Here is a 21028-nt window from a genome sequence, read left to right on the forward strand (position 1 = left end):
TGTTCGTCGGCGAGGTCAACCCTCTGGCCGCGACAGCGTTCCGGTGGCGTACGTGGCGTTCCGACGCTATGGCGCGCAAATGAAGCCTTCCCAGCTCCGCGTCGCGATGTTCAGCGGAAACTACAATTATGTCCGTGACGGCGCCAACCAGGCGCTCAACCGCCTTGCGCGCCACCTGCTCGACCATGGCGTCGCGCTGCGCGTCTATTCGCCGACGACCGACAAGCCCGCCTTTCCCCCGACCGGCGATCTGGTCAGCGTGCCCGCCTACGGGATGCCGGGCGGGCGCGGCGAATACAAGCTGGCGCGCGGGCTGACCGCGAAGACCCGTGCCGACCTGACCGCGTTCGCGCCGAACGTCGTCCATGTCAGCGCGCCCGACATCCTCGGCCACCGCGCGCTCAGCTGGGCCCGGACGCAGGGGATCGCGACCCTCGCCTCGCTCCACACCCGGTTCGAAACCTATCCGCAATATTACGGCATCGGCTTTCTCGAACCCGTGGCGGTCGCGCTGTCGAAGCGGTTCTACAACCGCGCCGATCAGGTGATGGTGCCCGGACGCGGCATGGCCGACCTGCTGCGCGAATGGGGGGTCGGCTCCCCCATCGGCATCTGGTCGCGCGGCGTCGACCATCAGCGGTTCAGCCCGGCGATGCGCGACCTCGACTGGCGCCGGTCGCTGGGCATCGGCGACGACGAGGTGGCGGTGAGCTTCCTCGGGCGGCTGGTGCTGGAAAAGGGGCTCGACGTCTTTTCGGAGGTCGCGACCGAGTTGCAGCGTCGCGGCGTCAGGCACCGCATCCTCGTGATCGGGGAAGGCCCGGCGCGCGACTGGTTCGCCGAGCGCGTGCCGCATGCGGTGTTCGCCGGGTTCCAGGCGGGCGACGATCTGGGCCGGGCGGTCGCGTCGATGGACGTGTTCTTCAACCCGTCGATCACCGAGACGTTCGGCAACGTCACGCTGGAGGCGATGGCGGCCGGCGTGCCCGTCGTCGCCGCGCGGGCGACCGGCGCGTTCGGCATGGTCGAGGACCGCACCACCGGTTTCCTCGTGCCGCCGCGCGACGTGCCCGCCTATGCCGATGCGATCGCGCGACTGTGCGAGGATGCCGATCTGCGCTGGCGCATGGGGCTGGCGGGGCATGATGCCGCCAAGGAATATCGGTGGGACAGCGCGAACCAGTCGGTGCTGGATGCGTATCTGCGGATCGCGCGGGGGTAGAGTACCGATCCTCGCCGGCGTCGCCCCGGCGAAGGCCGGGGCCTTTCGCGGCGAGGCGCGCGCGCCATTACCGGGAGATCCCGGCCTTCGCCGGGATGACGATCGGGTTGCGTGGGAAACACCCCACGCTTGGCTCCTGCCCGCCCGTGCGCTTAACGTCGCATCAACCCGTGTCGGTTATCGCTGGGGGGTACGCGAAGGGTCCGGCCGATGATCGACAATTTCTCGCTGGGGCTGACCCACCTCCTGATGCTGGTCGCGGCATGGCGGTTGCTGCGGCGGAGCGACCTCGACGACGAGCGGGTGCGCGACGACAACCCGCGCAAGGGGCGGGATCGCTTCGGTGCGTGACCTCGTCTTCGTCGCCTTCCTCGGTGCACTGTTCGCGGCCGGTTTCCGAAAGCCGTTCGTGTTCGTGCTGACCTATGTCTATATCGACATCGTGTCGCCGCAGCGGCTGACCTATCTGCTGCTCAATTCGATCCCGATCTCGCTGATCGCGTGCGGGCTGGCGGTGCTGGCGTGGGCGGTGGTCGACGACAAGCGCGATACGCGGCTCGCCCCGCGACAGGGGCTGATGCTGGCGCTGCTGCTCTATTGCCTGTGGACGACCAAGACCGCCGACTTCCCGGTCGAGGCACAGTTCAAATGGGAATGGGTGTGGAAGGCCCTGGCCTTCGCGATCTTCCTGCCGCTGACGCTCAGGACCAGGCTGCGCATCGAATCGCTGCTGCTGTTCATGGTGCTGTCGGCGGCGTCGATCATCATCGTCGGCGGGATCAAGACGCTGGGATCGGGCGGCGGCTATGGCGAGCTGAACCTGATGGTGTCGAACAATGCCGGGCTGTACGAAGGATCGACGATCTCGACCGTGGCGATCGCGATCATCCCGCTGATCCTGTGGTTCAGCAAGTTCGGCACGGTGTTCGCCCCCGACTGGCGGGTGCGCGCCTTCTGCTATGCCCTGATATTCTCGTGCCTGCTGATCCCGGTCGGCACGTCGACGCGGACCGGCCTGCTGTGCATCGTCCTGCTCGGCGTGCTGATGCTGCGCGACGTGAAGCGGCGGCTGACCTATCTGGCGATGGCCGGCGCGGCGGCGGTGATGGCGGTGCCGTTCCTGCCGTCGGCCTTCACCCAGCGGATGGAGACGATCGGCACCTATCAATCGGATGCGTCGGCATCGACCCGGCTGGCGGTGTGGATGTGGACGCTGGACTATGTGCAGGACAATCCGTTCGGCGGGGGGTTCGTCGCCTATCTCCAGAACCGCATCCGCTATGAAAAGGTCGCGGTGGTCGGCGAAGGCGCCAACCGGACGGTCGAGCGCAGCCTCGAGGTCGATGCCGGTCGCGCCTATCATTCGGCCTATTTCGAGATGCTGGGCGAACAGGGCTATCCGGGGCTGTTGCTGTGGCTGGCGATCAATCTGGGCGGGCTGTTCCGGATGGAAGTGCTGCGGCGGCGCTATGCGAAGGCGGGCGAAGAGGACGCGTGGGTCGTGCCGCTGGCCGCCGCGCTGCAGAACGGACACGTGGTCTATCTGTTCGGCGCGAATTTCGTGGCGATCGCCTTCCAGCCGTTCGTCTTCATGCTGATCGGCGCGCAGATCGGGCTCGACACCTATCTGGCGCGCAAGCGGAGCGAACAGGCATGGAGCCCGATCCAGCGACGCAAGAAGGGGGCGGTAGCGGCATGAACGAATTGAAGGCGCTGACCGGCGCGCGCGGCCTCGCCGCATGGTGGGTGGTGCTGTTCCACCTGCGCGGATCGATGGCGGAGATGCATCCGGCGATCGAATCGGCGATCGCCAAGGGGTATCTGGCGGTCGATTTCTTTTTCCTTCTGTCGGGCTTCGTGATCTGGCTGTCATGGGGCAAGCGGTTCGGCGAGGGCGGATTTCCGGTCGCCGGACGGTTCCTGTGGAAACGGATGGCGCGCATCTGGCCGCTGCACCTGTTCGTGCTGGGATGCGCGGTCCTGCTGGCGGTGGTGCTGGCGGCGAGCGGACGCAACATCGACCGCTTCCCGTTCGCCGAATTGCCGCTGCATATCGTGCTGCTGCAAAGCTGGGGCATGACCGACCCGCTGGCGTGGAACGACCCGGCATGGTCGATCAGCGCCGAGTCCGCCGCGTACCTGCTGTTCCCGCTGCTGGCGGTGGCGTTCGACTGGCGGCGGGTGCCGGGCGTCGTACTGGTCGCCTTCGTCGCGGTGCTGCTGGTCGGCATCCTGCCCTTTGCCGGCCAGGACGGGCTGGGGAGCGACCTGCAACGCTTTGCGGTGGCGCGCTGCGTGCTCCAGTTCGCGGCGGGGACCGCGATCGGCGCGCTGTGGCTGCGATGGCAACAGCGCGACGGGGTGGCGGCAATCGCCGGCGTGCTGGCGCTGGCGCTGGTCGCGGCATGGGGATTGAAGCTGCTGCCCGAAGCCTATGCGCTGCCGCCCGCGCTGGCGTGCCTGTTGCTGGCGCTGGGGATCACGTCGAACCGGCGCGGCAATCCGCTGGAATGGTGGCCGCTCTATCGGCTGGGCGAGATCAGCTATGCGACCTATCTCGGCCATTTCCTGCTGTGGTTCGTGTTCAAGCTGCTGCTGGTCGACGATGCGGCCAATGCGCCGGTCTGGGTGCTGGCGCTGTATGTCGTCGCGGTGATCGCGTCGTCGGAACTGCTGTATCGCGGGGTCGAGCGGCCGGCGCAGGGGTGGTTGAACCGGGTCGGGGACCGCAGGCGGGTGGCGGTGGCGTAGCGTTACCGCCGTCACCCCGGACTTGATCCGGGGTCCCGCTTCTCCTGCGACGGTTGAGAAAGAAGCGTCACCCCGGGTCAAGCCCGGCGTGACGTGTGGCGGCCTGGCATTTTGAAGGAAACGTCGCCCCAGCACAGGCTGGGGCCCCCCGCGGCTAGAGTTTGATCCATCCGCATGGAGACGTCACCCCAGCGAAGGCTGGGGTCTCCATCGGCTCCTGCTGCACGCTATCACAGGAAGATCCCAGCCTTCGCTGGGATGACGTGTGTGGTGGCTAACGTTTGTCCTCCGAGCCACGTACCCCCGCGCAGGCGGGGGTCCAGAGCCCGGAACGCGACGATAGCGTCTGCTGCCCTGGACCCCCGCCTTCGCGGGGGTACGGCATGGGGCACGCCGCAGCCCGCCCCCTCACCTCACGCCTCCGCCAGCTCGCTTTGCAGCGCCTCGATCACCGCTTTCGAAAAGGCTGGGATGTCGTCGGGCTTGCGGCTGGTGATGAGGTTGCCGTCGATCACTACCTCTTCGTCGACCACGTCGGCACCGGCATTTTCGAGGTCGGTGCGGACCGAGGGCCAGCTGGTCAGGCGGCGGCCGTCGACGACGTCCGCCTCGACCAGCAGCCACGGGGCGTGGCAGATCGCGGCGACGATCTTGCCGTCGTCCATGAATTCGCTGACGATCTCCACCGCGCGTTCCTCCATGCGCAGCTTGTCGGGATTGCCGACGCCGCCGGGCAGCAGCAGCATGTCGAATTCCTCGGTATCGACATCGTCGAGCGTCAGGTCCGGCGTGATCTTGCGCGCCGCTTCGCTGTCGTTGACGACGCCCTGGATCGGATCGGTCCCGATCGAGGCGAGCGTTACCTGCGCGCCGGCATCCAGCAGCGCCTGACGCGGGTCGAACAATTCGGATTCCTCGAACCCGTCGGTGGCGAGGATCAGGACGCGGGCATTGGCGAGGTCGGCCATCGGTAATCTCCTGGGGCGTGGTCCGGTCCCTAACCGGTCGGCATCGGGCGGGTTCCGGAACGAAGCGACGAGCCGAACATTCATCAGGTCAATCGCAGGGACAGCCCGATGGAACCAGCCGCCGACGACGACCTCCCCTGCCCCGCCGGTTGCGTGTTTTCCGATTGCGAGGCGCCCGGCATTTCCCGGCGCAAGCTGACGCGCGGCTGGGGCTATTACGATGCCGATGGCGACCGGATCACCGACCGCGAAGAGATCGACCGGCTGAACCGCATCGGCCTGCCCCCCGCCTACCGCGACGCATGGTTCTGCCCCGACCCGACCGGCCATATCCAGGCGATCGGATGGGACGAAAAGGGCCGCAAGCAATATCGCTATCACGTCGATTTCCGCGAGGCGCAGGAAACGGCGAAATATGACCGGTGCGCGGCGTTCGGACGCAAGTTGCCGAAGCTGCGCGCGCAGGTGGAGCGCGACCTCGCCAGGCGCGTGCTCAGCCGCGAACGCGCGGTGGCGGCGGTGGTACGTCTGCTCGATCTGGGCCGGGTGCGCGTCGGCAACGAAGGCTATGCGCGGGTGAACAAGAGCTTCGGCGCGACGACGCTGCGCAAGCGCCATGCGAAGCTGACCGGCACGAAGCTGAAACTGCAATATCGCGCGAAGTCGGGCAAGATGCGGGTGCTGACGATCACCGACCGCTCGCTCGCCAGCTTCGTGCGCAAGTGCCAGGACCTGCCCGGGCAGCACCTGTTCCGCTGGATCGACGATGTGGGTGAGACGCATCCGGTCACCTCCAGCGACGTCAACGCCTATATCCGCGCGGCGATGGGCGACGACTTCACCGCCAAGCATTTCCGGACCTGGGGCGCGAGCGTGCTGGCCTTCACCTCGCTGGCCGAGGCAGCGGACGATATCAGCCTGAAGACGATGCTGGGTCCGGTCGTCGATGCACTGGGCAACACCCCCGCCATCGCGCGAAAATCCTATGTCCATCCGCTGCTGGTGACGCTGGTGAAGGACGGGCAGAGCGCGTTTCGCGAAACGCTGCGCCTGCCGCGATCGGCACGGCATCTCAGCCGTCACGAACGCGGGCTGATCGCGTTGCTGGAGGCGCATGACGACGTCGCCGCCGCCGCCTGAGAGGACCACATGACTACCAACACCGCACCGCCCGCCGCGACGGTAGAAAAGAGCTTCAACACCGATCAGGCGCAGGCGCAGGCGCGGCTGCTGTTGCAGGACAGCGCGCGGTGGATCGCCGACAACTGGTTGCAGGTGCTCGTGGCGCTGGGCATCGGCGTGGCGATCGTGCTGGTGCTGCTGCTGGTGCGGCGCTGGGGGATGAAGCTGGCGAGGGACGACCGCGCCGGATGGGGCAGCGTGGTCGCGCGCGCGATCGGGCGGACCGGGCTGTTCTTCATGGTGATGCTCGCCGCCAAGCTGGTCGACGGCTATACCAGCGCGCCGCCGATGGTAACCCGGACGATCGAGTTCCTGTTCACCGTTGCTGCGGTGTTCCAAGCGGCGATCTGGGCGCGCGAGGTGATTTTGGGCGCGGTCGAGCGGCGGACGGCGAGCGACCATTATCATGGCGAGGCGCTGGCATCGGCGATGGGGCTGATCCGGCTGCTGGTCACCTTCGCGCTGTTCGCGATCGCGCTGATCGTCGTGCTCGACAATCTCGGGGTGAACGTAACCGGCCTCGTCGCCGGGCTGGGCGTCGGCGGCATCGCCATCGGCCTTGCGGCGCAGGGCATCTTCGCCGACCTGTTCGCCGCGTTGTCGATCATCTTCGACAAGCCGTTCCGCCGCGGCGACAATGTCAGCTACGACCAGACCAACGGATCGATCGCCGAGATCGGGCTGAAATCGACGCGCATCCGCTCCGTCACCGGCGAGGAGCGGATCATTTCGAACAAGAACCTGCTCGACAAGGAAATCACCAACAACACCCGCCGCGCGCACCGCCGGGCGTCATTCGTGATCGGCGTGACGTACCAGACCGATGCCGAGACCTGCGCCCGCATCCCCGCGCTGCTGCGCGCGGTGGTCGAAGGCGAGGAACGGGTGTTCGTGCGCTGCGGGCTGATCGGGTTCGGCGCGTCGAGCATCGATTTCGAGCTGCTGTTCGATTCGACCGGCGCGGACTATGCCGCCTTCTACGACGGGCGCACCGCGGTCGGCATCGCCATCCTGCGCCGCTTCGCCGCTGAGGGGATCGAGATCGCCTATCCGACGCAGGTAAACCTGAGCGCGCGGGCGGACGGGACGATCGTCGATCCGTAACCCGCACGTCCGTAGCATTTTTCGAACATAGGGTCTGGCTGATCAGTGACTGGATGAACGTTTTTCCTGTTCTCGGTCCGGAAATGCTTGGCGGCGGGACCGGTCCGCGCTACAACCGTTCGCATAACGGATGAGGATGCGCGCGTGGCGGAAATCGCGGCGGAGGAGATGGCCGGGCAGATCGGCACAGTGTGGCATTCCGACTGGCTGGTGCTGACCCAGACGATGATCGACGCCTTTGCGGAGGCGACCGGCGACCGCCAGTTCATCCATGTCGATCCGCAGGCCGCCGCCGCCACGCCGTTCGGCGGTACGATCGCGCACGGATTCCTGCTGCTGTCGCTGATGCCGAGGCTGGCGGCGATAAGCGACCAGCCCGCCATCGCGGGCGCACTGATGGGCGTGAACTATGGCGGCGACCGCACCCGGTTCCTGTCCCCCGTCCGCGCCGGCAGCCGCATCCGCGGACGCTTCACCCTGCTGGCGATGGCCGAGAAGCGGCCGGGCCGGTGGCAGCAGACGATCGAGTATGCCGTCGAGGTCGACGGCACCGACAAACCCGCGCTGATCGCCGAATGGATCAGCCAGATCTTCACCGGAACAAGGATTTAGGCATGCGCTCCGCCGTTATCGTCTCGACCGCGCGTACCCCCATCGGCCGCGCCTATCGCGGGGCGCTCAACAACCTGCCCGCGCCGACGCTGGCCGCCCATGCGATCCGTGCGGCGATCGAACGTGCCGGCATCGACGGCGCGGAGGTCGGCGACGTGCTGCTGGGCGCGGCGATGCAGCAGGGGCATCAGGCGAACAACATCGCGCGCAACGCCGCGCTGCGCGCCGGGCTGCCGATCACCGTGCCCGGCATGTCGATCGACCGGCAATGCGCCAGCGGACTGATGGCGATCGCAACCGCCGCCAAGCAGATCGTCCACGACCGCATGGACATCTGCGTCGCGGGCGGCATGGAATCGATCAGTCTCGTCCAGACGCCGCAGATGCGCGTCGCGCCCGATCCCGAACTGCTGGCGATGCACGCCGACATCTACATGCCTATGCTGCAGACCGCAGAGATCGTCGCGCAGCGCTATGGCATCTCCCGCGAGCGGCAGGACGCCTATGCGCTCCAGTCGCAACAGCGCACCGCCGCGGCGCAGGCCGCCGGACGGTTCGACGCGGAACTGATCCCGGTCACTGCGACGATGAACGTCGTCGACAAGGCGACCAAGGAAATATCGACCCGCGAGGTCACGCTGACGAAGGACGAGGGCAACCGCGCCGACACGACGCTGGAGGGGTTGCAGGCGCTCAAGCCCGTGCTGGGCGAACAGGCGGTCATCACCGCGGGCAATGCCAGCCAGTTGTCGGACGGGTCGTCGGCGTGCGTCGTGATGGAGGAGTCGGTCGCGGCGGCGCGGGGCTTGCAGCCGCTCGGCCGCTACGTCGGCATGGCGGTGGCCGGTACGAAGCCCGACGAGATGGGCATCGGCCCGGTCCATGCCGTGCCCAGGCTGCTCGAACGATTCGGCCTGACCGTCGACGATGTCGGACTGTGGGAATTGAACGAGGCGTTCGCGGTGCAGGTGCTGCATTGCCAGGACGTGCTGGGTGTCCCGAACGATCGGCTGAACGTGAATGGCGGGGCGATCGCGATCGGCCACCCCTATGGCATGTCGGGCGCGCGCATGACCGGCCATGCGCTGATCGAGGGCAAGCGGCGCGGGGCGAAATATGTCGTGGTGACCATGTGCGTCGGTGGCGGCATGGGGGCTGCGGGATTGTTCGAGGTGCTATAAACCGTCAACACCGTGTTGACAGTAAGCCGTCAATAATGGATTGACCAATCGTCAAATCATCATTGACGGAGAGTCGAATGCAGATACAGGAAGAACAGGCGCTGCGGTCTCGGACGGCGTCGATCGTGCTCGAATGGGCGGCGGATCGTCAACCCGCGTTCGCCGGCGAGGGCAAGGCCGACTTTGCTGACGCGATCGTGGCGGCGCACGTCGTGGCCGACGAAGCCCGGCTGGGCCTGCACCGCTGGATCGATGCTGCGCGCCGGGCCGACATGAGCTGGACCGAGATCGGCGATACCCTGGGCATCAGCAAGCAGGCGGCGCAGCAGCGCTTCCGGCGGCTGGCGAACGACAGTGAAGACGGCGAAGCGGACGGCGCGACTTTCGTTCGCACCGGGGCGACGGCGTTCAACGAGATGCGCATCCTCGCCGAGGAAGGGCGCCGCGGGAACGAACTAATCGCGCTGGGCGTGCTGACGCTGATCCTGCGGCCGGGCGACCGGGTGTGGGAATATTGCCGCCGGATCGGCACAGGCAGCGATTCCGTGCGGCTAGAGGCACAGGGCTGGACGCATGTCGCCAGTTACCTGCCGTTCCATTATTACAAGCGGGTGGTCGGGTAAAACAGGATGACGTTGGATGGGTCCGTTCGTCCTGCGTAGCCCCTTCGACTGCCTGCCTGCGGCTGTTGCTCCGGGCAGGCGCTGCGCTGGTCGAGAAGCGTCGGTCGAGAACGGGTCGCTTGGGGCAACCCGTTCTCGACTTCGGTTCTCGACAGGCTCGAACCTGCGCTCGAACCAAACGGATGGGTAGAGATATCGGAAATGAAGGCTTCGCCCCCTCACCCGATCCGCTGCAACCACCCGTGCGGATCGTTGCTCCGGCCGCGCTGGATGTCGGTCAGCTGCTTGAGCAACGCCCGTGTCCGCTCGCCCGGCTGGCCGTCGCCGATCTGGAACGCGAAGTCCGCCGACGATACCTTGCCGATCGGCGTCACCACCGCGGCGGTGCCACAGGCGAAGGCTTCGACCAGACGGCCGCTGGCGGCGTCGGCCTGCCACTGATCGATCGAATAGCGTTCCTCGCGCACGGTGATCCCGGCGTCGCGCGCCAGCGTCAGGATCGAATCGCGGGTGATGCCGGGCAGGATGGTGCCGGTCAGCGGCGGGGTCAGCATCGTGCCGTCGTCGAACACGAAGAAGATGTTCATGCCGCCCAGTTCCTCGACCCAGCGGCGCTCGACCGCGTCGAGGAATACGACCTGGTCGCAACCCTGCCGGATCGCCTCCGACTGGGCGAGCAGGCTGGCGGCATAGTTGCCGCCGCATTTGGCGTCACCGGTGCCGCCGGGGGCCGCACGGGTGAATTCCTTCGATACCCATAGCGACACGCTCCTCGCGCCGCCGGGCCAGTAATTGCCTACCGCCGAGGCGATGACGCAGTAGAGATATTCGGCCGAGGGCTTCACGCCGAGGAACGTCTCGCTCGCGATCATGAACGGGCGCAGATACAGCGCGCTGCCCTCCCCGGCCGGAATCCAGTCGCGCTCCGCCAGCACCAGTTCGCGGCACGATTCGACGAACAGGTCCTCGGGCAGCTCGGCCATGGCAAGGCGGTGCGCCGAACGGCGGAAGCGCGCGGCATTCTGTTCGGGGCGGAACAGCGCGACGCCGCCATCGGGCAGCGCATAGGCCTTGAGCCCTTCGAAGATTTCCTGCGCATAGTGGAGTACGGCGGCGGCAGGGTCCAGGACGATCGGCGCGCGCGCGGTGATCTTCGCATCGTGCCAGCCCTTGTCGTCCGACCAGCGGACCGTTGCCATATGGTCGGTGAAGACGCGTCCGAAACCGGGATTTACTATCCGCGCGGCCCGCTCGCTCGCCGCGACCGGGGTCGCATGTGGTTCGAAGGCGAAGCTCGGCTGCGTCATGGCGTCCTCATGGATGAATGCTTGCGGTGGCGTAGGACGGATGGCACAAATGGTCAACATGACTGCCCCATTGTCACCCGCCCAACCCGTCGCCGCCTCCGCCCTGTTCCTGCGCGAGGCGGAGGTCCGGCGGGGAATCGAGCTGCTCTATTTCGGTTACAGCCACCTGACGCGGACGATCGACGAGGAACTGGCGGCGCAGAATCTGGGGCGGGCGCACCACCGCGCGCTGTACTTCATCGCACGGCGACCCGATCTGTCGGTTAGCGAGCTGTTGCGGTTGCTCGCGATCACCAAACAGTCGCTCGGCCGGGTGCTGAACGACCTGTCGGCGCGCGGGCTGGTGGAAAGCCGTGCGGGCGATCGCGACGCGCGGCAGCGCTTGCTGAAGCTGACGGCGGAGGGACAGGCGCTGGAGGCGCGGCTGTACGAGATGCTCAACGCCAGGCTGTCGCGCGCCTATTCGGGGGCGGGGCAGGATGCGGTCAGCGGCTTCTGGGCCGTGCTGGAGGGGCTGATCCCGGCCGGCGACAAGGCGGCGGTGGCCGCGCTGGGGCGGTAAGGCCGGCATCCCTCTTGGCGGGACCGAAGTCGCCCGAAACCCCGGCCTTCGCCGGAGTGACGTTCCGGTCGGGATTCTTGAGTTTGATCCATCCGACTTTAAACGTCACCCCAGCGAAGGCTTGGGTCTCCATCGGCTCCTGCTGCGCGCTACCACCGGGAGATCCCAGCCTTCGCTGGGATGACGCCCGTTTCAAAAGAGATGGTTCAAATTCTAGCGCGCTGCCGCCGCCATCTCCGCATTGCGGCGTTCGGATGCGGCGAGCGTGGCGGCCATCAGGCGCTTGAGGGCATCGCCGTCGTCGAGGACGTTCAGCCCCTGCCGGGTCGAGCCGCCGGGGCTGGCGACACGGTCGGCGAGAATCGCGGGCGAGACGTCGGCGCCGGCGGCCATCGTCGCGGATCCCCGTACGGTGGCGATGGCAAGGCGCTGCGCCTGATCGGCGGGCAGGCCGAGCGCGGTGCCGGCGGCGGCCATCGCGTCGATGAAGCGGAACACGAAGCCGGGCCCGCAGCCCGACAGCGCGGTGACCGCGTCGAACAGCGCGGCGTCGTCGATCCATTCGACCAGCCCGAGCGGGGCCATCAGCCCGGCGGCGAGCGTCTTCGCCGCCGCATCGGTGCCGTGCGAATGGAGCGTCACCACCCCCTGCCCGATCGCGACCGGCAGGTTGGGCATGGCGCGAACGACGGTGGCGACGTCGAACCGCGCGGCGAGCGCCGTTTCGTCGACCCCGGCGAGGATCGAGACCAGCAGCGGCGCACCAGCGATACGCGGCGCGAGGGCGGGTGCGATGTCGTCCAGCTGCTGCGGCTTGATCGTCAGCACGACGATCGCGGGCGGACCGTCCTGCGGCATCGTCGTCGCGTGGGTCACCCCGGCCGGCAGGTCGCGCGGGGTGCGGGTGACGACGGTCACCGCCACCGGGTCGATCCCGTCGGCGACCCAGCGTTCCAGCATCGCGCCGCCCATGTTGCCGCAGCCGATCAGCCACAACGGTCCGGGCAGGTGCATCATGCCTCGCCCTGCGTCTCGATCATCGACGCGGCGATCGCTTCCTTGGGGCTCTTGCCGCCCCACAGGACGAACTGGAACACCGGGTAGAAGCGTTCGCATTCGTCGATCGCGGCGTCGATCATCAGTTCGGCCTGATCGATCGTCAGCACCGGCTCCTCGCCCAGCATCGCGGCGTGGCGATAGAGCAGGATACCGCTCGACGACCACAGTTCGAAATGGCCGATCCACAGCTGTTCGTTGATGAGGCCGATCGTTTCATAGATCGCGGCGCGGCGTTCGTCGGCGACACGGACGTCGGGCAGCGCGAGGAATTGTAGCACGCCGTCCTCCCCGCGCCAGATCGCGCGGAGTTCGAACTCGGTCCAGCTGCCCTTCACATTGGCGACGATCTCGTCGCCGTCACGCTCGTGCTTCCAGCCGTGCGCCGCGAAATAGCGCTCCAGCGTGTCGATCGGCACGGCGTCGTCGCCGTCCTCTTCCACTTCGTCCAATATCATCCCCACGTCTGTAGTCGCTCGCGTCGCCCCCGTCACGCGTCACGGCGTGCGACGGGGGGGCAGTGCGTTCAGAGCGCGCCTTCGCCGGCACCCGGGCTGTCGGCGGGTTCGCGGTCGAGCGGCGATGCGGCGGTCGCCTTGCCTTCCAGCGCGTCGAGCCGGGCGCGCAGCGCGTCGGCCTCGTCACGGGCGGCGACGGCCATCGCCTTCACGACCTCGAACTCGTCGCGGCCGACGAAATCCATGCCGCCGAGAAAGGTCTTGGCCCGCTCGCGGGCAGCGGCCTCGCCCTCGCGCGCCATGCCGGCGATGGTGCCGGCCGCGCCGTTCACGAACTTGGCGAAATCGTCGAACAGGCGATTGTCGGACTGCATGGAAAATCCTTCCGGTTGGTCGGGCGACGGATACGCCCGCCCCTCTCTAAAGTGCGATTTGGGTGGAATGGGCCGGCGGCACAAGGGTTTCGGCATCGGGATTGCGCCGATCGATCTGCCAGTTCAGTGCCGATGCGATCACCAGCCACACCAGATACGGCACCAGCAGCCACGCCGCGAGCGGCCGGACACGACCAAAGGCGAAGGTGGTCGCGGTCGCCGTCGCGAACAGCGCGAGGATCAGGTACAGCGCCAACGTCACCTGATGCGCGCCGAAGAACAGCGGCGACCAGACGAGGTTCATCGCCAGTTGCACCGCGAACAGCGCGATGGCGATGCCGCGCCCGCGCGCGCCGCGGGCGTTGAGGACGATCGCCAGCGCGAAGCCCATCATCAGGTAGAGGATCGTCCACACGACCGGGAACGCCCAGTTCGGCGGCCGGATCGCCGGCAGGTCGAGCATCCGGTACCAGCCGTTCGCGTCCCCCGCGACGACCAGTTGCCCCGACGTGAAACCCAGCAGCAGGATGGCAGGCACGCATACCACGGCCCGCCGCAGAAACCCCGATCGCAACTGCCACTTCGACGCGATCTCGCTCATCCCGTCCCCCAGCACAGGCAGCACCCGTCGCGCCGCCGCTCAGGGCGCATTGCTTGATGTGTGCGATGCATCATTGCAAGACAAACCGCCCGATTCGGGCGCATATGCAGCAATCAGGAACTCGATATTGCCCTCCGGGCCAGTAATCGGGCTGCGATCGACCCCTTCGACCTGCCAGCCAAGGGTGGTCAACCATGCGGCGACTTGCGCACAGACGCGGTCGTGAACGGCTGCATCGCGGACGACGCCGCCCTTGCCGACCTCCTCGCGCCCCGCTTCGAACTGCGGCTTGATGAGTGCTAGCAGGCGGCCGGCGGGCTTCACGAAACGCAGCGGCACCGCCAGCACCTTCGACAGGGCGATGAAACTGGCGTCGCACACGACCAGATCGACGGGTTCGGGGATATGGGCGTCGGTCAGCAGGCGGGCGCTCAGTTGCTCCAGAACGACGACGCGCGGGTCCTGGCGCAGTTTCCACGCCAGCTGGTTGGTGCCGCTGTCGACCGCATAGACCCGTTCGGCGCCGCGAGTGAGCAACACGTCGGTGAAGCCGCCGGTCGATGATCCCACGTCGATCGCCACCGCGCCCGCCACGTCCCAGCCGAACCGGTCGAGCCCGTGCGCCAGCTTGATTCCGCCGCGCGACACCCACGGGTGATCGCGCCCGCGCACGTCGAGCGCGACGTCGTCGGCGACCTGCTGCCCGGCCTTCTCGACCTTGCGATCGCCGACGAACACCAGCCCGGCCATGATGAGCGCCTGCGCGCGCGTCCGGCTTTCGGCGAGGCCGCGATCGACGAGCATCTGGTCCGCACGTTGTTTTGCCATGGCCCCGCATGGCGCGGCTTTCCGCCCGTCGCAAGCCGTCATCGCTTGGTCGATCATCTATTGCCTATCTAACGAGTAGGAATATGTTGGCGGTTGGGAAGCCAGCCCGGATCCGATCCCCCCTTAAGCTGACGGGCCGGCTTTCCACGTTTCGAACCACGATGCGCAGGAGAGCGACGATGGGACAATTCTCGACGCTCCCGACCAGCATGCCGACGGTGCTGACCGTGCCCGGCCTGAACGGCTCCGGCCCGTCGCATTGGCAGACCTTGTGGGAACAGTCGCGTCCGGACACCGCGCGGGTCGAACTGGGGCTGTGGTCGCGGCCGTTGCGCAACGCCTGGGTGACGAAGCTCGACCAGGCGATCCGGCAGGCGCAGGCGCCGGTGGTGCTGGCCGCGCATTCGCTCGGCTGCCTCGCGGTGGCGTGGTGGGCGCAGTTGTCGGGACAGCCCTATGGCTGGCCGGTGGCGGGCGCGCTGCTGGTGGCGCCGGCCGACGTCGATCGCCCCGGCGCGCCGAGCGAGTTGCAGGGTTTCGCCCCCACGCCGCGCTTCGCCCTGCCCTTCCCCTCGCTGGTCGTCGCATCGACCGACGATCCGTGGGTGTCGATCGAGCGCGCACATTCGATGGCGGTCGATTGGGGCAGCCATTTCGTCGACGCCGGTGCGCAGGGGCATCTGAACGCCGCCAGCGGCATCGGCTGGTGGGAAGAGGGGCAGGAACTGCTCGATCGGGTGATCGCCGCCTCGGGCGACGGCCACGGCCATATCCGCCATCCCAGCGACGCGCGGTCGGTGCTGGCGATCAACGCGACGGATGCCGCGCAAGGACAGTTCCTGCGATAGTCAGCGAAACGGGTTGGCGACCCGCAACCGGTCGTCGATGACGAGATCGTGGTGGAGGTCTTCGCTCCATAACCGGTCGCAACCGGCGGAAAGCGCGGCGGCGGCGATCATGCTGTCGTAGATCGACAGGCGGTAGCGTTCGGCGATGCGCAGACCGTCGCGATGGATGGCGTCGGTCAGCGGAACGATGTGCGCCGTGCCGGTCCGGATCAGGTCGATACGTTCGCGTATCTCGATCCACTCGACCCGCTGCTTGCGCAGGGAAACGGTCGCGAATTCGTTGAGGCACTGCACGCTGATGATGGCTGTTCCATCAAGCAGTTGTTGCGCCTCGGGACGACGGACGTCGTCGACGAAAGCGTACAGCAGGACATTGGTGTCGAGGAACGCCCGCACTACCGCGCGTTCGCTTCTTCGCGATCGAAACGATAGCCTTCCGGTAACGGGCGCGACAACGCGGTCATGCGCGCGCGCAGGGTCGACAGCGCCGCCTCGCTCAGCCGGTGCGGAACCTCTTCGCTCCGCCGCACCTCCACCGTATCCCCTTCGTGCAGACCAAGCGTTTCCGCCACGTCTTCGGGTATTACGACGGTGAGTTTGCCTCCGACTTTTTCCACCTTCACCGCCAGTCTCCTTCACCCGGGAAACTAAGCGGTCCGTCCGATCGTGACAACCGACTCGAGATACACCGCGAGGTCGCGCACGTCCTTCATCGGCGGCAGTTCGACCGGATCGTGCTGCGTCGGCAACGGCAGACCCAGCCGCTCCCGCCCGGCCCCGACCAGGTCCGCGACCTCTGCTTCATCGATCATCAGGAAGCAGGCGAAGTCATCGTCGGGATGCGGCACGACGTCCGCGCCATAACAGGACGCGATCAGTTCGCGGGTCAGCGCGGCGATCTCCGGCGATACGCCGGCGTCGGCGAGCATCGCGTCGCAATCCGCCGCACTCCAGCCGGCACGATACGCCCTGGCAGCGCGAAACTGGCGCCACATCCGCCAGTTGAACCAGCCGAGCGCGATCACTGCCAGCGCGATGATCGCCGCCGCCTTCTGCGCACCCGTCATGCGCGGACTTCGGTCGCTCCGCTCTCGTTCCAGCGCAGCGCGTGCAACACGGTGTCGACGATCTGCGGCGCGTTCAGGCCGGCTTCGTCATACTGCTTCTGGGGGTTGTTCTGATCCTGGAACGTGTCGGGCAGACGCATCGTGCGCAGTTTCAGGCCGGCGTCGATCAGGCCGGTGTCGCTGGCGAAGGTCAGGACGTGCGCGCCGAGACCGCCGACGGCGCCTTCCTCGACAGTCACCGCGACCTCGTGGCTGGTCAGCAGGCGGCGGATCAGCGCTTCGTCGAGCGGCTTGGCGAAGCGCAGGTCGGCGACGGTCGTCGACAGCCCCTTTGCCTCCAGCGCGTCGGCGGCCTTGAGCGCTTCCTCCAGCCGCGTGCCGAGCGACAGGATCGCGACCTTGTGCCCTTCGCGCACCAGCCGGCCCTTGCCGATCTCCAGCTTCTGCGGAACCTCGGGCAGCGCCACGCCGACACCGTTACCGCGCGGATAGCGCACCGCGATCGGCCCCGCGTCGTATTGCGCGGCGGTATAGGTCATGTGGACCAGTTCCGCCTCGTCCGCCGCCGCCATGACGACCATGTTGGGCAGCGTGGCGAGATAGGTCACGTCGAAGCTGCCGGCATGGGTCGCGCCGTCGGCGCCGACCAGGCCAGCGCGGTCGATCGCGAAGCGCACCGGCAGATTCTGGATACAGACATCGTGGACGACCTGGTCATAGGCGCGCTGCAGGAAGGTCGAATAGATCGCGCAAAACGGCCGCATCCCCTGCGCGGCGAGGCCGGCGGCGAAGGTCACCGCATGTTGTTCGGCGATGCCGACGTCGAAGAAACGGTCGCCATGTTCCTTCGCGAACCGGTCGAGCCCGGTGCCCGAGGGCATGGCGGCGGTGATCGCGCAGATACGGTCGTCGCTGTCGGCCAGCTTGCTGAGCGTATGGCCGAACACGTTCTGGTACTGCGGCGGACCGACCGGTGCCTTGACCTGCGTGCCGGTGATGACGTCGAACTTCTGGACGCCGTGATATTTGTCGGCCGCGGCCTCGGCCGGGGCGTAGCCCTTGCCCTTCTTGGTCACGACATGGACGAGGATCGGGCCTTCCTCGGCATCGCGGACGTTTTCGAGCACCGGGATCAGGTGATCGAGGTTGTGGCCGTCGATCGGGCCGACATAATAGAAGCCCAGTTCCTCGAACAAGGTGCCGCCGGTCGCCATGCCGCGGGCGAATTCGTCGGTCTTGCGCGCGGCGGTGTGCAACGGGCGCGGCAGGCGGCGGGCGATCTTCTTGAACGCCTCGCGCAGCCCGAGGAACTCGCGGCTCGACACGATGCGCGACAGGTACGCCGACAGGCCGCCGACCGGGGGGGCGATCGACATGTCGTTGTCGTTGAGGATCACGACGAGACGGTTGCCGGCCTGTTCGGCGTTGTTCATCGCCTCATAGGCCATGCCCGCCGACATCGCACCGTCGCCGATCACGGCGATGCCCTTGCCCGACGTGCCCGCGATCTTGTTGGCAACGGCGAAGCCCAGCGCCGCCGAGATCGAGGTCGAGCTGTGCGCCGCGCCGAACGGGTCGTATTCGCTCTCGGACCGCTTGGTGAACCCCGACAGGCCACCGCCCTGTCGCAGCGTGCGGATGCGGTCGCGGCGGCCGGTCAGGATCTTGTGCGGGTAGCATTGGTGGCCGACGTCCCACACCAGCCGGTCGGCCGGCGTATCGAAGACGTAGTGGATCGCGACCGTCAGTTCGACCACGCCGAGCCCGGAGCCCAGATGGCCGCCGGTGGTGCCGACCGCGCTGATGGTTTCCTGTCGCAGTTCGTCGGCGAGTTGCCGCAGATCACCGGAAGCCAGCTTGCGAAGGTCGGCGGGCGTGTGAACGGTGTCGAGCAGCGGCGTGCTAAGTAGATCGGCCATCACCCTTGCCTAGCGCAGGCGGAACCGACTGTCGATTGCTGGTGCGTGTCCGGCCGGTCAAAGGCCGCAGATGGTTCGATAAAGCATCAGGCCTTGTTGCAATCTGCACAAGTACCACGCACTTCGATCACGGGACGGACCGGAGTGAACCCGGCACCCGATGCGGCGGCGCGGACCGTCCCGGTAATCTTGTCGTCGTCGATATGCGTCGTCTGCCCACAACGGTCGCAGACGAGGAAGATACAGTCATGCAGACAGTCGGGATGGGTGTTCGCCAGATAGGCGTTCGCGCTTTCGACCCGGCGCGCAAGGTTGGCGTTCACGAACAGGTCGAGGATGCGATAGACGCTGTTGGGGGCGACCCGCCGCCCCTGCGCCTTCGACACGGCATCGGCGATGTCATAGGCGGAGGCCGGCTTGTCGAACGAGGCGAGGACGTCGAAGATGCTGGCGCGCATCGCCGTCCATTGCTCGCCGGCGCGGGTCAGCGCAGCCTCGGCCGCCTTGTTCCATTCGGTGCCGTGTCGTTCGTGATGTTCGTGCGCCATGGAGTCGAGATAGGCACCATGACCGATCGCGGCAAGCGGGTCAGCAGCCGGCGCGACGGTTCAGGTGGTGACCGAACGCCAGCAGACCGACCCCGGTCAGGGTCGCAATGGCTTCCGGCAGGCCGTGCGGCAGCGTCAGCGCGAGCGCCATGATGCCAAGGCCGACGCCGCCGATCGCGGTCGGCAGGCGCTGTCCGTGGCGCGCATATCCCGCGCCCAGTGCGACGATACCGAGCAGGACGGCGAACATCAGCCCGACTTCGTGGATCGCGGGATGCAGCAACGCGCCGCCGACCGACGCCAGCAGCGCCATGATCGCGATCGTCGTCACGCAATGTACCGCACACAGCGCCGACAGCATCATGCCCGCGCGATCGAGGCGACCTTCGTGCAACCAGGAACGGGCGGTGGAGCTGCGCATCGCCATCCTATGCCGCATGCCGCGCGAAGTTACAACATATCGCTTCATGCGAACGGTAACGATGCGGCGGCAGATCGGTTCGACCGGGTGGGGAAAATTCCGACGAGCCGGTCGGGCGTGTCGTTCAGGGTGACGCCTAGCCCTTTCCGCTCGATCGGCCTTCGGTGGACGAGAAGGACCGGCTTGCACACTAACCCCGGCCATCCTGCGCTACCGCTTGCGGGTCACCATCAGGTCCGGTTTCTTCGGTGGCTTCCACCCCGCCGGTGGCTCGACGCGCTGGCGGCTGGTGCCCAGCCCCATCGCGCCGGGTCGCTGGCGGGTCAGCCCGGCGGTGTCGGCGGCCGATGCCTGTTCGCCATCGGCACCGCCGCGCAGCAGGTTGATCCGGTCGCGCAACCGCGAGGCCGTTTCGAAATCCATCGCGGCGGCGGCGGCTTCCATCTGCTGACGCAGGGCATCGATCGAATCGGTCATCCGCTTCAAACGCACGACGGCGCCGAAGGGATCACCGCCAGTCGAACGCCAGCGGTGCCTCGCGAAAGGCGAAGCGGTCGAGATGGCGGGCGACAGCGCCCTTCAGCCCGTCGAGCTGTTCGGCGGACGTAGCATCGATCCGCACGGTCAACGCGTCGTCACCGGCATCGAACGTCACCAGCGCATCGCCGGGATGGCTGGCACCGCGCGCGTCGTGCGGAAAGACGACGGTGCCGTGACCGGCGTCGAACTCGACGGTCAGGTTGTGCTGCCAATGCTTGCACAGCTGTTGCAGATAGCGGCTGGCCTGCGCCGTCGGCACCGCGGCGGTGGTCGTGAAGTCGCTCATAGCCGTTCGACCTTCTGTGCGGCTTCGTCGAGGATCGCGGCGACGGCGTGCAGCGTGTCCGCATCGACATTCTCCCCCGACAGCCGGTGGTGCAGCGCGGCGCGCAGGTTGGTACGGGCACGGTGGATCGGGCCGGCATCGGTGCGGGCGCGATGTTCGCCCAGCGCCTTCAGCCGCTGGAACAGGTCGGCGACCCGGTCGGCGTCGCTCGCCAGTTGCGCGGTCCCCGCCTCGCTCACCGCGAAGCGCTTGCGCGTACCCTCGGTCGCCTGTTCCTCGATCAGGCCCATGTCGGTCAGCAGCGTCAGCGTGGGGTAGACGACGCCGGGGCTCGGCGCATACGCGCCGCCGGTCGCGGCCTCGACCGCGCGGATCAGGTCGTAACCATGGCGCGGCGCCTCCGCGATCAGCGCCAGCAACACCAGCTTCAGTTCGTCGCCGCCCAGCACCCGCCCGCGCGGACCGCCGCCATGACGCCCGCCATGCCGGCCACGACCATCCATGCCCGGTCCGCCGGTCCATGACGCATATCCCATTCCAAATCGCATAATCATTCTCCGATATATCTTT

The 21028-nt window shown here is 67.3% G+C and carries 27 protein-coding genes; 11 read left to right on the forward strand and 16 right to left on the reverse strand.

Annotated features, from left to right (window positions below; translation table 11 throughout):
* Nucleotides 1-79: 79 nt before the first annotated feature.
* From QLH51_RS10830 to QLH51_RS10845, 4 genes are all read left to right on the forward strand, one after another.
* Nucleotides 80-1222 (forward strand): glycosyltransferase family 4 protein, encoded by a 1143-nt coding sequence (locus tag QLH51_RS10830; protein ID WP_125658740.1) that lies wholly within the window; start codon nucleotides 80-82, stop codon nucleotides 1220-1222.
* Nucleotides 1223-1432: 210 nt separating this feature from the next.
* Nucleotides 1433-1573, forward strand: a complete 141-nt coding sequence (locus QLH51_RS10835) for a hypothetical protein (protein WP_164516163.1) — start codon at nucleotides 1433-1435, stop codon at nucleotides 1571-1573.
* The gene (locus tag QLH51_RS10840; protein WP_125658737.1) at nucleotides 1566-2921 is read left to right on the forward strand and encodes a DUF5935 domain-containing protein; all 1356 of its coding nucleotides are present in this window, start codon (nucleotides 1566-1568) and stop codon (nucleotides 2919-2921) included. Before QLH51_RS10835 ends, QLH51_RS10840 begins: the two co-directional genes overlap by 8 nt.
* Nucleotides 2918-3973, forward strand: a complete 1056-nt coding sequence (locus QLH51_RS10845; protein ID WP_125658734.1) for an acyltransferase family protein — start codon at nucleotides 2918-2920, stop codon at nucleotides 3971-3973. The genes QLH51_RS10840 and QLH51_RS10845 overlap by 4 nt, the downstream gene beginning before the upstream one ends.
* Before the next feature lie 413 nt (nucleotides 3974-4386).
* Here QLH51_RS10845 and QLH51_RS10850 read toward each other — a convergent pair whose 3' ends face one another.
* Nucleotides 4387-4941, reverse strand: a complete 555-nt coding sequence (locus QLH51_RS10850; protein ID WP_125658731.1) for a type 1 glutamine amidotransferase domain-containing protein — start codon at nucleotides 4939-4941, stop codon at nucleotides 4387-4389.
* Nucleotides 4942-5049: 108 nt separating this feature from the next.
* Between QLH51_RS10850 and QLH51_RS10855 the strand changes: the two genes are divergently transcribed.
* From QLH51_RS10855 to QLH51_RS10875, 5 genes are all read left to right on the forward strand, one after another.
* Nucleotides 5050-6081 carry a DNA topoisomerase IB gene (locus tag QLH51_RS10855; protein ID WP_125658728.1) on the forward strand — a complete coding sequence of 344 codons (1032 nt, stop codon included), beginning with the start codon at nucleotides 5050-5052 and terminating at the stop codon, nucleotides 6079-6081.
* Between the two features lie 9 nt (nucleotides 6082-6090).
* Nucleotides 6091-7227, forward strand: a complete 1137-nt coding sequence (locus QLH51_RS10860) for a mechanosensitive ion channel family protein (protein WP_125658725.1) — start codon at nucleotides 6091-6093, stop codon at nucleotides 7225-7227.
* 168 nt (nucleotides 7228-7395) lie between these two features.
* Complete coding sequence (locus QLH51_RS10865) at nucleotides 7396-7839, forward strand: MaoC family dehydratase (protein ID WP_164516170.1); 444 nt, start codon at nucleotides 7396-7398, stop codon at nucleotides 7837-7839.
* A gap of 2 nt (nucleotides 7840-7841) precedes the next feature.
* Nucleotides 7842-9020 (forward strand): acetyl-CoA C-acyltransferase, encoded by a 1179-nt coding sequence (locus QLH51_RS10870; RefSeq protein ID WP_125658719.1) that lies wholly within the window; start codon nucleotides 7842-7844, stop codon nucleotides 9018-9020.
* A gap of 77 nt (nucleotides 9021-9097) precedes the next feature.
* Nucleotides 9098-9643, forward strand: a complete 546-nt coding sequence (locus tag QLH51_RS10875; RefSeq protein ID WP_125658716.1) for a hypothetical protein — start codon at nucleotides 9098-9100, stop codon at nucleotides 9641-9643.
* Nucleotides 9644-9861: 218 nt separating this feature from the next.
* Here the strand turns inward: QLH51_RS10875 and QLH51_RS10880 are convergent, their stop codons facing one another.
* A complete protein-coding gene (locus QLH51_RS10880; protein WP_125658713.1) occupies nucleotides 9862-10950 on the reverse strand; it encodes a branched-chain amino acid aminotransferase in 1089 nt (362 codons plus the stop codon).
* 58 nt (nucleotides 10951-11008) lie between these two features.
* On the opposite strand from QLH51_RS10880, the gene QLH51_RS10885 reads away from it, so the two are divergent.
* The gene (locus QLH51_RS10885) at nucleotides 11009-11512 is read left to right on the forward strand and encodes a MarR family winged helix-turn-helix transcriptional regulator (protein WP_206429076.1); all 504 of its coding nucleotides are present in this window, start codon (nucleotides 11009-11011) and stop codon (nucleotides 11510-11512) included.
* Between the two features lie 213 nt (nucleotides 11513-11725).
* On the opposite strand, the gene QLH51_RS10890 is transcribed toward QLH51_RS10885, so the two are convergent.
* The 5 genes from QLH51_RS10890 to QLH51_RS10910 form a co-directional block, all read right to left on the reverse strand.
* Nucleotides 11726-12526 (reverse strand): pyrroline-5-carboxylate reductase family protein, encoded by an 801-nt coding sequence (locus QLH51_RS10890; RefSeq protein ID WP_125658857.1) that lies wholly within the window; start codon nucleotides 12524-12526, stop codon nucleotides 11726-11728.
* Nucleotides 12526-13026, reverse strand: coding sequence for a YbjN domain-containing protein (locus QLH51_RS10895; protein WP_125658855.1), 501 nt, complete (start codon nucleotides 13024-13026; stop codon nucleotides 12526-12528). The genes QLH51_RS10890 and QLH51_RS10895 overlap by 1 nt, the downstream gene beginning before the upstream one ends.
* A gap of 68 nt (nucleotides 13027-13094) precedes the next feature.
* The gene (locus QLH51_RS10900; RefSeq protein ID WP_125658707.1) at nucleotides 13095-13400 is read right to left on the reverse strand and encodes an accessory factor UbiK family protein; all 306 of its coding nucleotides are present in this window, start codon (nucleotides 13398-13400) and stop codon (nucleotides 13095-13097) included.
* A 46-nt stretch (nucleotides 13401-13446) separates the two neighbouring features.
* Nucleotides 13447-14001, reverse strand: coding sequence for a TspO/MBR family protein (locus tag QLH51_RS10905; RefSeq protein WP_125658704.1), 555 nt, complete (start codon nucleotides 13999-14001; stop codon nucleotides 13447-13449).
* A gap of 39 nt (nucleotides 14002-14040) precedes the next feature.
* Nucleotides 14041-14829: a TlyA family RNA methyltransferase gene (locus tag QLH51_RS10910; RefSeq protein ID WP_206429074.1), complete on the reverse strand. Its 789-nt coding sequence runs from the start codon at nucleotides 14827-14829 to the stop codon at nucleotides 14041-14043.
* A gap of 179 nt (nucleotides 14830-15008) precedes the next feature.
* Here QLH51_RS10910 and QLH51_RS10915 point away from each other — a divergent pair, with 179 nt between their 5' ends.
* Nucleotides 15009-15677: an RBBP9/YdeN family alpha/beta hydrolase gene (locus QLH51_RS10915; RefSeq protein ID WP_125658701.1), complete on the forward strand. Its 669-nt coding sequence runs from the start codon at nucleotides 15009-15011 to the stop codon at nucleotides 15675-15677.
* On the opposite strand, the gene QLH51_RS10920 is transcribed toward QLH51_RS10915, so the two are convergent.
* The 9 genes from QLH51_RS10920 to QLH51_RS10960 all read right to left on the reverse strand — a co-directional run bounded on the left by QLH51_RS10920 (nucleotide 15678) and on the right by QLH51_RS10960 (nucleotide 20994).
* Nucleotides 15678-16073 (reverse strand): PIN domain-containing protein, encoded by a 396-nt coding sequence (locus tag QLH51_RS10920; protein WP_125658698.1) that lies wholly within the window; start codon nucleotides 16071-16073, stop codon nucleotides 15678-15680.
* Nucleotides 16073-16300 carry an AbrB/MazE/SpoVT family DNA-binding domain-containing protein gene (locus QLH51_RS10925; protein WP_125658695.1) on the reverse strand — a complete coding sequence of 76 codons (228 nt, stop codon included), beginning with the start codon at nucleotides 16298-16300 and terminating at the stop codon, nucleotides 16073-16075. Before QLH51_RS10925 ends, QLH51_RS10920 begins: the two co-directional genes overlap by 1 nt.
* A 24-nt stretch (nucleotides 16301-16324) precedes the next feature.
* Nucleotides 16325-16744: a hypothetical protein gene (locus QLH51_RS10930; protein ID WP_125658692.1), complete on the reverse strand. Its 420-nt coding sequence runs from the start codon at nucleotides 16742-16744 to the stop codon at nucleotides 16325-16327.
* Nucleotides 16741-18663 (reverse strand): 1-deoxy-D-xylulose-5-phosphate synthase, encoded by a 1923-nt coding sequence (gene dxs / locus QLH51_RS10935; protein WP_125658689.1) that lies wholly within the window; start codon nucleotides 18661-18663, stop codon nucleotides 16741-16743. The genes QLH51_RS10930 and dxs overlap by 4 nt, the downstream gene beginning before the upstream one ends.
* Nucleotides 18664-18749: 86 nt before the next feature.
* Nucleotides 18750-19211, reverse strand: coding sequence for a Fur family transcriptional regulator (locus QLH51_RS10940; protein WP_125658686.1), 462 nt, complete (start codon nucleotides 19209-19211; stop codon nucleotides 18750-18752).
* Between the two features lie 40 nt (nucleotides 19212-19251).
* Nucleotides 19252-19632: a MerC domain-containing protein gene (locus QLH51_RS10945; RefSeq protein WP_125658682.1), complete on the reverse strand. Its 381-nt coding sequence runs from the start codon at nucleotides 19630-19632 to the stop codon at nucleotides 19252-19254.
* A gap of 210 nt (nucleotides 19633-19842) precedes the next feature.
* The gene (locus tag QLH51_RS10950; RefSeq protein WP_125658679.1) at nucleotides 19843-20109 is read right to left on the reverse strand and encodes a UvrB/UvrC motif-containing protein; all 267 of its coding nucleotides are present in this window, start codon (nucleotides 20107-20109) and stop codon (nucleotides 19843-19845) included.
* 31 nt (nucleotides 20110-20140) lie between these two features.
* Nucleotides 20141-20458 (reverse strand): DUF2218 domain-containing protein, encoded by a 318-nt coding sequence (locus QLH51_RS10955; RefSeq protein WP_125658676.1) that lies wholly within the window; start codon nucleotides 20456-20458, stop codon nucleotides 20141-20143.
* Nucleotides 20455-20994 carry a PadR family transcriptional regulator gene (locus tag QLH51_RS10960; RefSeq protein WP_206429073.1) on the reverse strand — a complete coding sequence of 180 codons (540 nt, stop codon included), beginning with the start codon at nucleotides 20992-20994 and terminating at the stop codon, nucleotides 20455-20457. Before QLH51_RS10960 ends, QLH51_RS10955 begins: the two co-directional genes overlap by 4 nt.
* Nucleotides 20995-21028: the final 34 nt, after the last annotated feature.

Source organism: Sphingomonas sp. 2R-10 (genome assembly GCF_030062225.1).
Lineage (GTDB): Bacteria > Pseudomonadota > Alphaproteobacteria > Sphingomonadales > Sphingomonadaceae > Sphingomonas.

Bases quoted from the DNA above. Each gene is read 5' to 3' on its own strand.
- QLH51_RS10830 (WP_125658740.1), top strand. From the start codon at position 80: ATGAAGCCTTCCCAGCTCCGCGTCGCGATGTTCAGCGGAAACTACAAT.
- QLH51_RS10835 (WP_164516163.1), top strand. From the start codon at position 1,433: ATGATCGACAATTTCTCGCTGGGGCTGACCCACCTCCTGATGCTGGTC.
- QLH51_RS10845 (WP_125658734.1), top strand. From the start codon at position 2,918: ATGAACGAATTGAAGGCGCTGACCGGCGCGCGCGGCCTCGCCGCATGG.
- QLH51_RS10850 (WP_125658731.1), bottom strand. From the start codon at position 4,941: ATGGCCGACCTCGCCAATGCCCGCGTCCTGATCCTCGCCACCGACGGG.
- QLH51_RS10855 (WP_125658728.1), top strand. From the start codon at position 5,050: ATGGAACCAGCCGCCGACGACGACCTCCCCTGCCCCGCCGGTTGCGTG.
- QLH51_RS10860 (WP_125658725.1), top strand. From the start codon at position 6,091: ATGACTACCAACACCGCACCGCCCGCCGCGACGGTAGAAAAGAGCTTC.
- QLH51_RS10865 (WP_164516170.1), top strand. From the start codon at position 7,396: ATGGCCGGGCAGATCGGCACAGTGTGGCATTCCGACTGGCTGGTGCTG.
- QLH51_RS10870 (WP_125658719.1), top strand. From the start codon at position 7,842: ATGCGCTCCGCCGTTATCGTCTCGACCGCGCGTACCCCCATCGGCCGC.
- QLH51_RS10875 (WP_125658716.1), top strand. From the start codon at position 9,098: ATGCAGATACAGGAAGAACAGGCGCTGCGGTCTCGGACGGCGTCGATC.
- QLH51_RS10880 (WP_125658713.1), bottom strand. From the start codon at position 10,950: ATGACGCAGCCGAGCTTCGCCTTCGAACCACATGCGACCCCGGTCGCG.
- QLH51_RS10885 (WP_206429076.1), top strand. From the start codon at position 11,009: ATGACTGCCCCATTGTCACCCGCCCAACCCGTCGCCGCCTCCGCCCTG.
- QLH51_RS10890 (WP_125658857.1), bottom strand. From the start codon at position 12,526: ATGCACCTGCCCGGACCGTTGTGGCTGATCGGCTGCGGCAACATGGGC.
- QLH51_RS10895 (WP_125658855.1), bottom strand. From the start codon at position 13,026: ATGATATTGGACGAAGTGGAAGAGGACGGCGACGACGCCGTGCCGATC.
- QLH51_RS10900 (WP_125658707.1), bottom strand. From the start codon at position 13,400: ATGCAGTCCGACAATCGCCTGTTCGACGATTTCGCCAAGTTCGTGAAC.
- QLH51_RS10905 (WP_125658704.1), bottom strand. From the start codon at position 14,001: ATGAGCGAGATCGCGTCGAAGTGGCAGTTGCGATCGGGGTTTCTGCGG.
- QLH51_RS10910 (WP_206429074.1), bottom strand. From the start codon at position 14,829: ATGGCAAAACAACGTGCGGACCAGATGCTCGTCGATCGCGGCCTCGCC.
- QLH51_RS10915 (WP_125658701.1), top strand. From the start codon at position 15,009: ATGGGACAATTCTCGACGCTCCCGACCAGCATGCCGACGGTGCTGACC.
- QLH51_RS10930 (WP_125658692.1), bottom strand. From the start codon at position 16,744: ATGACGGGTGCGCAGAAGGCGGCGGCGATCATCGCGCTGGCAGTGATC.
- dxs (WP_125658689.1), bottom strand. From the start codon at position 18,663: ATGGCCGATCTACTTAGCACGCCGCTGCTCGACACCGTTCACACGCCC.
- QLH51_RS10940 (WP_125658686.1), bottom strand. From the start codon at position 19,211: ATGGCGCACGAACATCACGAACGACACGGCACCGAATGGAACAAGGCG.
- QLH51_RS10945 (WP_125658682.1), bottom strand. From the start codon at position 19,632: ATGCGCAGCTCCACCGCCCGTTCCTGGTTGCACGAAGGTCGCCTCGAT.
- QLH51_RS10950 (WP_125658679.1), bottom strand. From the start codon at position 20,109: ATGACCGATTCGATCGATGCCCTGCGTCAGCAGATGGAAGCCGCCGCC.
- QLH51_RS10955 (WP_125658676.1), bottom strand. From the start codon at position 20,458: ATGAGCGACTTCACGACCACCGCCGCGGTGCCGACGGCGCAGGCCAGC.
- QLH51_RS10960 (WP_206429073.1), bottom strand. From the start codon at position 20,994: ATGGGATATGCGTCATGGACCGGCGGACCGGGCATGGATGGTCGTGGC.